This window comes from Streptomyces triticagri (assembly GCF_003429565.1).
GTDB lineage: Bacteria > Actinomycetota > Actinomycetes > Streptomycetales > Streptomycetaceae > Streptomyces > Streptomyces triticagri.
In genome coordinates this window covers 34,523-46,259 of record NZ_QUAK01000024.1, presented here as the reverse complement: position 1 = coordinate 46,259, position 11,737 = coordinate 34,523, and the positions used below count along the sequence as shown (strand labels likewise).

Here is an 11,737-nt window from a genome sequence, read left to right as displayed (position 1 = left end):
GTGTCCACCGCCGGCCTGGCGCGCGCCGGGTACGGCGGCGGCCGGGTTCGGGCGGGGCTCCTGCGGGGCCCTGACGGGGAGCGGGAGGCCGCCGGTGGGCACGGAGACGGCGGGCTGAGGGTCGCCGGAGGGTGAACCGGCCGTGGCGGCGGCAGTGTTGTCGTGGTGCCGGGCGGCGGGGGACGCGTCGTGCGCGGTCCTGCTGTCGGCGGGCGCATGGGAGCGGGCGATGTGGCCCGCGGGTCCCGGTCGGGTCCCGTCCGATCCGGCGTACGGCGAGGCGGTGTGCACGGGCTGGTCCGCGGCGGGCTCGGGCTGCGGCCGCGGGGCGGACGGTGTCTGCGGGGAGAGGTCGGACCCGGAGCCGGCGGGTGCGCCCTGCGGGGACCCCGGCTCGGTGGTCCTCGGCAGGGGCTGCAGCGGAGTCGGGGCCGGCGCGGCTGCGGCGGTGAGTCGGGCGGGCTCGGCGGACGGTGCGGGTGTGGCCGGGGCGGGGGCCGGCTGTGCGGCGGCCGGGCCTGACGGTGCGGCAGGCTCCCGGTCGCGTACCGGTACCGGTGTGCCGGTCCGGGCAGGCGCGGCGGTCGGGGCCGGCACGCCGGGCTGTGCGGGTGCGCCGTGTTCGGCAGGTGTGCTGTGTTGGGCAGGTGTGCCCGACTGCACGGGTGTCCCCGACTGCGCAGATGTACTCGACTGCGCAGGTGTGCCCGACTCCCCGGCCGACTGCGGCTGATCCGCGCCGAGCAGGCCCTGGGGCAGCACGATGACCGCCTGGACACCGCCGTAGATATTGGTCTGCAGCCGTACGGCGACGCCGTGTCTGCGGGCCAGGGCGGAGACCACGAAGAGCCCGATGCGCCCGTCGGAGAGCAGACTGGCCACATTGACCTGGTCGGGGTCGGCAAGCAGGGAGTTCATCCGGTGCTGCTCGGCGACGGGCATGCCGAGCCCGCGGTCCTCGACCTCGACGGCGAGACCGGCGGCAACAGGACTGGCGCGCAGCAGGACCTGGGTGTGCGGTGCGGAGAACACCGTGGCGTTCTCGACGAGTTCGGCGAGGAGGTGGATGACGTCGGCCACGGCGTGCCCGCGCAGGGTGCCGTCGATGGGCGGCACCAGCTTGATCCGGGAGTACTGCTCGACCTCCGCTATGGCCGAGCGCATCACCTCGGACACGGTCACCGGGTGGGACCACTGCCGGCGGGAGATGGCGCCGCCCAGCACCGCCAGGTTCTCCGCGTGCCGGCGGATGCGGGTGGCGAGCTGATCGACGTGGAAGAGGCCCTTGAGGAGCTCGGGGTCCTCGACCTGGTTCTCGAGCTCGTCGAGCAGCTGGATCTCGCGGTGTACGAGCGACTGGAGGCGCCGGGCGAGGTTGACGAAGACCTCGACCTTCTGGTCGCTGCCGGCCTGGTCGGCGAGCTGCGCCGCCTGCACCACGGAGCTGAGGGCCACCTCGTGGGCGCGGCCGAGCTCGTCAGCGAGCAGGTCGAACTCGTCTCCTGCAGCGGAGTGCTTCCGGTCGGGGGTACGGCGTCGGGACGGCGGCTCACCCTTGCGCAGCTGCTCGACGAGGCCGCGCAGCTCGGTCTGGCCGCGGGCGCTGCTGCGGCGCAGCTCGGTGACCCGGTCGGTCAGCGAACGGGCCGCGCGGTCCGCGGACTTGGCGCCGGCGACGATGCCTGCGACGGCCACCGCCGCTGCGGCGGCGAGCACGGCGCACAGCGCCGGCGACACTTCGGCTCCGGTGGAGCGCAGGGTGAAGAGGACGGCGGCGATCCCGCCGAGGGCCACGGCCACCGCGGGCAGCACCGCGGTGCGCAGCAGCTGGCGGCGTATCTGGACCTCGGCCGCCGGCTGGGCCGCACGGGGTCCCGGCCTGCCGTGCCGCCCGCCCTCACGGCGGTCTGCGCGTGCGGCCGGTTCACGAAGGTGAGACATCAGTGTCCTCGAGTGGGCTTCTCCGGCCGGTGGCCGGCGAAGGTGCGTGGGCTGTGTCCGGCGCGCCCTGATCCCGCATGCGGAATGGCTGCACCGCTCGGCGGGAAACATCGGACGCGCAAGGCTGCGTTGCTCCTCGGGCACACACAGTAGTCGTCAACTCATCATGTGCAGCGGGCAGTTGCCAAACTCGCGCGAAAGTGGGGACTGTTCTGGCATGATGTCTCGCACAATCGACCGAATTGACGACGGACGGTCGCTCACGGGGTGGCTCAACACCCCTTCATACTCCCCTTCTTCGAGGTCAGCGAGCCGATCGCCGAGATTGCGCCAGGCACGGCACGAGAGCGCTCTCGAACATTGAAGCGGAATGCGAACGGGCCGCCCGTCCGGAGTGGCCGCGCCGAGTCCTCCCAGCGGGATGTTCCCGTCGTGACGAACCGAGGACCCGGCCCCGGGAGTGGGATCGGGTCCTCGGTGCGGGCCGCGTCGGTCGGTGCGCACGGTGCGCGGCGCTGGTCAGCACGTGAGCATCGGCCGTATGCGCCTCAGCCCGTGAGCGCAGGCCCTATGGGCGTCAGCCCGTGAACAGGGGCAGGCTCGACCTGATGGCCTGGACGACTCCGTAGATGAGCGGCACTCCGACGATCAGCCAGGAGAGGGCGATCCGCGGGGCCTGGCCCCCGGGCGCGACGGGACGTTCCGGCATGGGTGATTCCTCCTTCGCTGGTGCGTGAGGCTGGGTGGGACGCGGGTACTTCGAGGCCCCCTAGTCCGGGGCCACTTGCTGCGGTTCGGTCTCCTCGGCGGCCGGTTCCTTCGGGGTCGGCTGCCCGGCCGGCTTCTCGTGGTGGCGGGCGGCGACGGGGCGTACGAGGAGATTGGCCACGAAGCCGATCGCCAGGACGCCGACCATGGTGAACAGGGCCGGGCGGTAGTCGGCGGCGACCAGTTCGCCGGGGGTGCCACGGGCGTCCAGGATGCTGTTGACGATCAGCGGTCCGGCGACGCCCGCAGTGGACCAGGCGGTGAGCAGCCGGCCGTGGATGGCGCCGACCTGGAAGGTGCCGAACAGGTCCCTCAAGTAGGCGGGGACGGTGGCGAATCCGCCGCCGTAGAAGGAGATGATGACGGCGGCCAGGAGGACGAAGAGGGCCGTCGAGGTGCCGCCGACCAGGGCGAGCAGGGTGTAGAGGCCGACGCCTACGCCCAGGTAGACCACATAGACGGGCTTGCGGCCGATGTAGTCCGAGGTGGAGGACCAGACGAACCGGCCGGCCATGTTGAACACCGAGAGCAGTCCGACGAATCCGGCGGCCGCGGCGGCTGTCACGGTGGAGTCGCCGTCCTCGCGGAAGAAGTCCTGGATCATCGGGCTGGCCTGTTCCAGGATGCCGATCCCGGCCGTGACATTGCAGAACAGCACGGTCCACAGGAGCCAGAACTGAGGTGTCCTGATCGCGTTGTTCGCGGACACCTGGGCGGTCGTCACCATCGGCTTCGCTGCGACCTGCGACGGGTCGAAGCCCTCCGGGATCCAGCCGGGTGCCGGTACGCGGACGGTGAAGACGCCGAGCATCATCACCGCGAAGTAGACGATGCCGAGGGTGAGGAACAGTTTGGCGACGGCGGCTCCGTCCGCCCCGTCGGGTGCGTACAGCGACAGCAGGTCCCTGGAGAGCGGCGAGGCGACCAGGGCGCCGCCGCCGAAGCCCATGATGGCCATGCCGGTGGCGAGGCCCGGGCGGTCCGGGAACCACTTGATCAGAGTGGACACCGGTGAGATGTAGCCGATGCCGAGACCGATGCCGCCGAGTGCGCCGTAGCCCAGGTACACCAGCCACAACTGGCCGGTGGCGATGCCGAGTGCGCCCACCAGGAAGCCCGAGCACCAGCAGCAGGCGGCGGTGAACATCGCCTTGCGCGGCCCGACCCGGTCCACCCAGGTGCCCATCACGGCGGCCGACAGGCCGAGCACCACGATGGCTATGGAGAAGATGACCCCGATCGCAGTCAGGGAGGTGTCGAAGTGCTCGACCAGGACGGTCTTGTACACGCTTGTCGCGTAGGCCTGCCCGATGCAGAGATGGATGGCGAGCGCGGCGGGCGGGATCAGCCAGCGGCTGTATCCGGGGGGAGCCACCGTGCGTTCGCGGTCGAGAAAGGACAGTACGGCCACTGTCGACCTCCTTGTGCGAAGCGGTGATCGGCTGTGCGGACGGGGTAGTTGCACCGTCGTATCGCCGAACTGTCGTTGAGCATGGAAAAGTTAAAGCTGGAACTGATCCACGTCAAAGTCCCGCTGCAAATCTTTCGATAACGCCGAGTTATCAACTCGTCGGTTTTTCCGCGATGTTCGGGTCGGTTCCGTTCTGTCCCGCGAGATTCTCTCCAGGATGCGCGGAGGGGAGGTGGCGGCGCATCGCCCTGTCCAGTTCGCTGCCCATGTCGACCTGGCGTGCCGTGTCGACCAGGGCACGGGCGAGCAACGAACCGGGGCCACGGTCGGCCAGGACAAGGCCCACCTGATGGGTGCGGGCGGGGCGTGGCAGTGCGATGACCGTGGTGCCTGCCGGGACTCCGAAACTGTGCAGCCAGGCATGGGGGATGACGCTCGACAGGCGCATGGCGGAGATGTGTGCGTATACCGCGGAAACCGTGTCGGTCTCGACCACCGGGTTCACGGTCGCGCCGTCCTCGGCAAAATGGCCGTCGAGAATTCTGCGGTTCTGCATGACCGGAGCCAGCAGACAGAGCGGGGCCGTGGCCGCCTCCGCCCAGCTGATCGAGTCGAGTCCGGCGAATTCCCCGTCATTCGGGGTCAGAAAGAGATAGCGCTCGCGGTAGAGCGGTACGACGCGGACCTTGCCGAGCGGTTCACCGTCGATGTACGTCATTCCGGCGTCGATGTCGAATTCGTTGAGCCGGCTCACGATCTCGCGCGAGGACATCGAGTCGAGCGAGAACTGCATCGTGGGGTGCTGCTCGTGCAGCGGGCCGGTCAGCAGGGACGCGACCGTCAGGGCCGTGGGCACCGCCCCGATCCGCAGCACTCCGGTCAGCCCGCCGCGCATGCTCGCCAGTTCGCTGCGCATCGCGTCCTTCTCGGCGATCATGCGGTGCGCCCACTGCAGGACCTGTCTGCCCTCGGGGGTGAATCCCTCGAAGCGGTGGCCGCGCTGGACGATCTGCACCCCGAGCTCGTCCTCGAGTTTGCGGATGCCTGCCGAGAGGGCGGGCTGGGAGACGTGGCAAGCTTCCGCTGCCCGGCCGAAATGGGCCTCGCGCGCGAGGGCGTTCAGATATTCCAGTTGGCGCAGCAGCATGCAGCAACACTTACCCCGTACCGGAGTGGAAGGTAAAGGTGACCAGCGGTCCGTGCCCCGACGGGTCAGCCCACGGGTGTCGGCTGCAGGCGTTCCGCTCCGGTGTACACATTCATCGAGGTGCCGCGCAGGAAGCCGACCAGGGTCAGCCCGCTCTCGTCGGCCAGGTCCACCGCGAGCGAGGACGGCGCGGACACCGCGGCCAGCAGCGGGATTCCGGCCATGACGGCCTTCTGCACCAGTTCGAACGAGGCGCGGCCGCTCACCATCAGGGCCGTGCCGCGCAGCGGCAGCAGTCCAGCGCGCAGGGCGTGTCCGACCACCTTGTCCACGGCGTTGTGCCGGCCCACGTCCTCGCGCAGGCACAGGAGTTCGCCGTCCGCGGTGAAGAGCCCGGCCGCGTGCAGTCCGCCCGTGGAGTCGAAGACCTTCTGGGCCGCGCGGAGCCGGTCGGGCAGCGCGGTCAGACGTTCCGGGCCGATCCGCAGCGGGTCGTCGGCCACGGACCACCGGGCGTTGGTGCGTACCGCGTCGAGACCCGCCTTTCCGCAGAGGCCGCAGGACGAGGTGGTGTAGAAGTTGCGCTCAAGGGAGGCGTCGGGGGCGGCGACGCCCGGAGCCAGGCCGACGTCCACCACGTTGTACGTGTTGCTTCCGTCCGCGGTGGCGCCGGCGCAGTAGCGGATTCCGGCGATCTCTTCGGCGGCGTGCAGGACGCCCTCCCCGGCCAGGAAGCCGGCCGCGAGGTCGAAGTCGTTGCCCGGGGTGCGCATGGTCACGCTGAGCGGGCGGCCGCCGACGCGGATCTCCATGGGTTCCTCGGCCGCCAGGGTGTCCGGGCGGTACGTCTGCACGCCGTCCCGGACACGCAGGACGCGCCGGCGTGCGGTCACCCGGCCCATGCCACGGCCTCCTCCTCGGCCGCGGGGCGACGGGCCGGCTCCAGGCGGACCACGATGCCTTTGGAGGTGGGGCAGTTGCTGATGTCGGCCACGCTGTCCAGGGGGACGAGGACGTTGGTCTCCGGGTAGTACGCGGCCGCCGAGCCACGGCTCGCCGGGTAGGCGACCGTGGTGAATCCCTCCGCGCGGCGCTCGCGACGGTCGTGCCAGATGCTCACCAGGTCGACCGACTGGCCGTCCTGCAGGCCGAGTTCGGCCAGATCGGCCGGGTTGACCAGGACGACGCGGCGGGCGTTGTGGATGCCGCGGTAGCGGTCGTTCGGCGCGTACCAGACGGTGTTCCACTGGTCGTGCGAGCGCAGGGTCTGCAGCAGCAGATGTCCCTCGGGTACGTGCGGCATGGTGAAGTCGTTGCAGGTGAAGAGGGCCTTGCCGCTCGGGGTGGGGAAGACGCGCCGGTTCACCGGGTTGGGCAGGGTGAATCCGCCGGGGCGTGCGACGCGTGCGTTGAAGTCCTCGAAGCCGGGGATCACTCGCGCGATGCGGTCGCGGACGGTGCCGTAGTCGGCCTCGAAGTCCTCCCACGGGATGTCGGGTGAGGTGCCGAGGGTGCGGCGGGCGAGTCTGGCGATGATCGCGACCTCGCTGAGCAGATGCGGGGATGCGGGCGGCAACTTGCCCCGGGAGGCATGCACTTCGCTCATCGAGTCCTCGACGGTGATGAACTGCTCGCCGGATGCCTGGACGTCGCGGTCGCTGCGGCCGAGCGTGGGCAGGATCAGCGCGGTCTCGCCGCAGACCGTGTGCGACCGGTTGAGTTTGGTGGAGATGTGCGCGGTGAGCCGGCAACCGCGCATCGCCGCCTCGGTGACCTCGCTGTCGGGTGTGGCCCGTACGAAGTTGCCGGCGACGCCGAGGAATACCTTGGCGCGCCCCTGCGACATGGCGCGGATGCCGTCGACCGCGTCCAGGCCGTGCCGGGACGGCGGGGTGAAGCCGAACTCGCGGCCCAGGGCGTCGAGGAACGTCTGCGGCATCCGCTCCCAGACGCCCATGGTGCGGTCGCCCTGCACATTGCTGTGGCCGCGGACGGGACACACGCCCGCGCCCGGCCGGCCCATGTTGCCGCGCAGGAGAAGGAAGTTGACCATCTCCCGGATGGTGGGCACGCCGTGCTTGTGCTGGGTGATGCCCATCGCCCAGCACACGATGATCTTCTTGCTCGCCAGGACCTGCTCGTGGACCTGCTCGATCTCCTCGCGGGTGAGCCCGGTCGCGTCGAGGACGTGGTCCCAGGACACCTTGCGGGTGTGGTCGGCGAATTCGGTGAAGTCGGCGGTGTACCGGTCGACGAACTCGTGGTCCACGACAGTGCCGGGAGCGGCGTCCTCCGCTTCGAGGAGCAGCAGGTTGAGTGCCTGGAAGAGGGCGAGGTCGCCGCCGGCCTTGATGTGCAGGAACCGGTCGGCGATGGCCGTGCCGCGGCCGACGACTCCGCGCGGGCGCTGCGGGTTCTTGAAGCGCATCAGGCCCGCTTCGGGCAGGGTGTTGACCGCCACCACCCGGCCGCCGTTGTGCTTGGTCTCCTCGAGTGCGGAGAGCATGCGCGGGTGGTTGGTGCCCGGGTTCTGGCCGACGACGAACACCAGGTCCGCTTGGTGGATGTCGTCCAGGCCGACACTGCCCTTGCCGATGCCCAGGGACTGCGACATCGCGGAACCGCTCGACTCGTGGCACATGTTGGAGCAGTCGGGCAGGTTGTTGGTGCCGTAGGCGCGGGCGAAGAGCTGCAGCAGGAAGGCCGCTTCGTTGTTCAGGCGGCCGGAGACGTAGAAGAGTGCCTCGTCGGGTGAGTCCAGTGCGTCGAGTTCACCGGCGAGCAGGTCGAGGGCCTCGTCCCAGGCGACGGGCTCGTAGTGGGTGGCGCCGGGGCGCTTGACCATCGGTTCGGTGAGGCGGCCCTGCTGGTTGAGCCAGTGGTCGGACTTCGCGTCCAGGTCGGCTATGGAGTGCTCGCGGAAGAAGTCGCGGGTGACGCGGCGCGAGGTGGCCTCGTCGTTGATGTGCTTGGCGCCGTTCTCGCAGTACTCGTTGAGGTGGCGCTTGCCCGGGGCCGGTTCGGGCCAGGCGCAGCCCGGGCAGTCGATGCCCTCGGCCTGGTTGATGTTGAGCAGGGTCAGGGCGGTGCGACGCGGTGACGTCTGGCCCAGCGAGTACCGGAGGGCGTGGGTGACCGCGGGGACGCCCGCGGCCCAGTCCTTCGGCAGGGTGACCGTCAGATCGTCGACCGGGTCCTCGGTGCCGCTCATCTTCTGTTCTGCCTCTTTCCCCGAACGCTCGCTCCCGGAATGCTTCCCCTGTCGCGGCCCCGGAGATTGCCGGAAACGACCGCGGAGCTACTTTCCTCCCGCATCTGCGGCAAGTCAAAGCAACCTTTTCGATGGATCGATAGGCGGCGTTTATCCAGGCGGACACGGCCATCCCGCGTACGGACGTCAGCCGCTCCACCAGGTCATACGTAAGGCGTACGCAATCACCATGCGCTTCGACAACCATCTCCTATGGAGCCATCGACCATCGCTCTTTGACTTTTCCGGCACCTCCGCCCAGGCCGGCCACCCGGAATTCCCGGGGAATTACTACGCCACCCATAACCGGACTTCACGGCCGGGAGAACATCGGACACCGAAATTGACGTCGCGCGAGACGGGCGGGCACGGCGCACAGGGCCCGCCGGCATCGACCCGGCGGCGCTCGCGGCCGCGGAGCAGCGTGCGTACGCCCTCCTCGGCCGGCTCGCCGTGCGCCGCCCGCGGAGCTGGGAGCGGGTGGCGCCCACCCGTCAGGCCGGTGTGTGCCCGCGCACGTACTCCCGTACGGCCGGGGGCAGTTCGATCTGGTCGAGGTCCGTGAAGGCGACCCAGCGCAGCCGCTCCGGCGGCAGGCTGCCGCCCTCCGAAGGGATCTCGCTGAGCGGGTGGCAGACCACGGCCGCCCGGCCGGCGCTCCGTGGCTCCAGCGGTGGCGAGCCGTCGACGAGATAGCTGGTGAGTTCGTAGACGATGCGCGCCGCGGCGGCCTCCGCGGACTCGGCCGGCTCCGTGCTGCCCGACGGCAGCGTCCAGGCGCCGCCCGCCGCCGCCACGAGCAGCAGCTGCCCGTCGTAGACGACCACCGCCTCCACCACGTCCGCGGGGGGTTGGTCCAGGGTCACGGTCGCTCCTCTCCAGGCACGGTCGCGTCCGGCGACGCGGGTACCGCGGGCGGTCGCCTACCCCGGCGCGGACTCATGAGTCGTCGTGACCTCGACCGGGACGGAGAGGCTGTTGGCGATGTAGCACTCGCGGTGGGCCTGGGCGGCGAGGGCCTGGATCCGGGCGGTGTCGGTGCCGGCGGCGGTCCGTACGGTCACGTTCAGCCGGATCGCCGTGAGGCGGGCGGGATCGGCCGTGAGATCGAGCCGGCTGGTGGCCTCGTCGTCGTAGCCGAGTACGTCCACTCCCGCGCGGGCGGCGACGGCGAGGAACGACAGCAGCTGGCAGGACGAGGCGGCCATCACCACGAGCTGCTCCGGATTGAGCAGCTCGGGACTGCCCCGGAAAGCGGGATCCGCACTCAACCGCAGCTCCTGACCGGCGGGTGGCGCCAGTGCGGTGTGCTCACGCGAGTAGGTGCGGATGCCGTCGGCGGTGGAACCGTCCCAGTGCAGCAGGGCCCGGTAACTGTGTGCGCTCATACGGCAAAACTAGGCGCCGAACACTTCGGCAGCGGCCGAAACGTCACCGCCGTACCGTGACGGGATGGGCAGGGATCGGGACTTCACACAGTTGGGGAAGGCGCTCGGGGCGCCCGCGCGGTCGGTGTTCTTGAATCTGCTGATGGACGGTGCGCGGCGGCCCGCGGGGGAGCTCGCGCGGGCGGCCGGGGTGAGTGCCTCGACCGCGTCGGAGCATCTGGCGGTACTCGTGGAGGCCGGGCTCGTCACCGTCGAGGTGCACGGACGAAGCCGCCGGTACGGCCTCGCGGGTTCGCAGGTCGCCGCCGCGCTCGAGGCGCTCGGCGCGCTCACCGGTCCGGCGCCGGTCTCCGGCTACCGGCGCAGTCGCCAGATGGAGCGGCTGGCCGCGGCGCGGTTCTGTTACGACCACCTCGCGGGGCGGCTCGGTATCGCTCTCGCGGACGCCTGGGCGGAGCAGGGGTGGCTGGCCGACCGCGCGGCACTCGCGCTCACCGACGCGGGCGCGGACGGGCTGCGCGGCATCGGTGTGGACGTCGACGGGGCGATCGCGGCCCGCCGCCCCACCACCCGGGTCTGCCTGGACTGGACGGAGCGCCGCGACCATCTGGCGGGCGCGCTGGGGGCGGCGGTGGGCAGGCGGTTCCTGGCGGCGGGCTGGGTGGTGCGCCATGCGTCCGGGCGCGGGCTCGATGTCACGGACGCGGGCCGCGCGTTCGTGCGCCGGACGTGGGGTGTCGACCTGAACGCATGACCGGGGGCCCGTGCGGTCTCCGTGCGGTCCTGTGTGCGGGTGCCCTATCCCAGCAGTGCCGCGATGGCGATCAGTACCGGTACGGACACCGCCGTGGACAACAGGATGGATTCACGGGTCAGTTGCTCGGCGACCCGGTACTGCGAGGCGTAGGTGAAGAGGTTCTGTGCGGCGGGCAGCGCCGAGGTCACGGTGACGGCGAGCAGCGCCTCGCGCTCCAGGTTCAGGACGCCGGCGCCGATGGCCCAGGCGGCGAGCGGCTGCACGATCGTCTTGAGTGCGGCGGACAGGATGATCGCCGGCCGGTCGGCGCCGCGTGCGGGCAGTCCGCTCCCGCGCAGCGAGATGCCGAAGGCGAGCAGGACCGCGGGGACGGACATGTTGCCGATGAGGGTGAGCGGTTCGAGGGCCGGGCCCGGCACGGTCCACCCGGTGGCGGCGACCGTGACGCCCGAGAGGGTGCCCACCGCCATCGGATTGCGCAGCGGGGTGGTCAGCCGGTGCCCGAGTCTGCGCCGTTCGCCGGGACGGCCGCTGAGGTCCAGGACGGTCAGCGCGAGCGGCGTGACGACGATCTGCTGGAACAGCAGCACGGGCGCGACGAACGAGGCGTCGCCGAGGACGTACACGGCGATCGGGATGCCCAGATTGCCCGCGTTGACGTAACTGGAGCAGAGGGCGCCGAGGGTGAGCCGGCCGATGCTCCAGCGCCGTACGACACCGAAGGCGAGGAAGACGCCGGCTGCGACGGCGGTGCTCGCGGCGGTGACCAGGAGCCGTCCGGACAGGACGACCGACAGGTCGGCGCGGGCGAGGGTGGTGAAGAGCAGGGCGGGCGTGGCGACGTTGAAGGCGAGCCGGGTCAGGACCGTGCGGCCGTCCTCGCCGAGGTGTCCGCGCAGTCCGAGGACGTAGCCGACGGCTATGACCACGGCGATCACCGCGAATCCGGTGAGAACTCCCTGCATGACCCGCCCCAATGCCCCGCACGGGCCGGATTCTCCTGTCCCCCGCGCCGACCCCGGGCAACCCTACGTGGCGGCTCCCGCCGCCCTGGTGCGCGGGCCCCGCACGTGGG

10 protein-coding genes are annotated in these 11,737 nt (G+C 70.8%); 1 reads left to right on the top strand and 9 read right to left on the bottom strand.

The window, feature by feature from the left end; translation table 11 throughout:
- From DY218_RS04905 to DY218_RS04875, 8 genes are all read right to left on the bottom strand, one after another.
- On the bottom strand, positions 1–1,941 hold a 1,941-nt coding region (locus DY218_RS04905), incomplete at its 3' end, for a sensor histidine kinase (protein WP_128554667.1).
- A gap of 577 nt (positions 1,942–2,518) precedes the next feature.
- Positions 2,519–2,650: an MFS transporter small subunit gene (locus DY218_RS35580; protein ID WP_267899361.1), complete on the bottom strand. Its 132-nt coding sequence runs from the start codon at positions 2,648–2,650 to the stop codon at positions 2,519–2,521.
- Between the two features lie 60 nt (positions 2,651–2,710).
- Positions 2,711–4,111, bottom strand: a complete 1,401-nt coding sequence (locus DY218_RS04900) for an OFA family MFS transporter (RefSeq protein ID WP_199566632.1) — start codon at positions 4,109–4,111, stop codon at positions 2,711–2,713.
- Positions 4,112–4,271: 160 nt separating this feature from the next.
- Positions 4,272–5,267 (bottom strand): LysR family transcriptional regulator, encoded by a 996-nt coding sequence (locus tag DY218_RS04895; RefSeq protein ID WP_128554665.1) that lies wholly within the window; start codon positions 5,265–5,267, stop codon positions 4,272–4,274.
- A 65-nt stretch (positions 5,268–5,332) separates the two neighbouring features.
- The gene (gene fdhD, locus DY218_RS04890) at positions 5,333–6,169 is read right to left on the bottom strand and encodes a formate dehydrogenase accessory sulfurtransferase FdhD (protein ID WP_128554664.1); all 837 of its coding nucleotides are present in this window, start codon (positions 6,167–6,169) and stop codon (positions 5,333–5,335) included.
- Positions 6,157–8,478: an FdhF/YdeP family oxidoreductase gene (locus tag DY218_RS04885; protein ID WP_128554663.1), complete on the bottom strand. Its 2,322-nt coding sequence runs from the start codon at positions 8,476–8,478 to the stop codon at positions 6,157–6,159. The genes fdhD and DY218_RS04885 overlap by 13 nt, the downstream gene beginning before the upstream one ends.
- 533 nt (positions 8,479–9,011) lie before the next feature.
- Entirely contained in the window at positions 9,012–9,383 is a 372-nt protein-coding gene (locus tag DY218_RS04880; protein WP_128554662.1) for an NUDIX domain-containing protein, read from the bottom strand.
- 57 nt (positions 9,384–9,440) lie between these two features.
- Positions 9,441–9,905: an OsmC family protein gene (locus tag DY218_RS04875; RefSeq protein ID WP_128554661.1), complete on the bottom strand. Its 465-nt coding sequence runs from the start codon at positions 9,903–9,905 to the stop codon at positions 9,441–9,443.
- 64 nt (positions 9,906–9,969) lie between these two features.
- On the opposite strand from DY218_RS04875, the gene DY218_RS35575 reads away from it, so the two are divergent.
- Complete coding sequence (locus tag DY218_RS35575; RefSeq protein WP_128554660.1) at positions 9,970–10,659, top strand: ArsR/SmtB family transcription factor; 690 nt, start codon at positions 9,970–9,972, stop codon at positions 10,657–10,659.
- A gap of 44 nt (positions 10,660–10,703) precedes the next feature.
- Here DY218_RS35575 and DY218_RS04865 read toward each other — a convergent pair whose 3' ends face one another.
- Entirely contained in the window at positions 10,704–11,627 is a 924-nt protein-coding gene (locus DY218_RS04865; RefSeq protein WP_128554659.1) for an AEC family transporter, read from the bottom strand.
- Between the last annotated feature and the right edge of the window lie 110 nt (positions 11,628–11,737).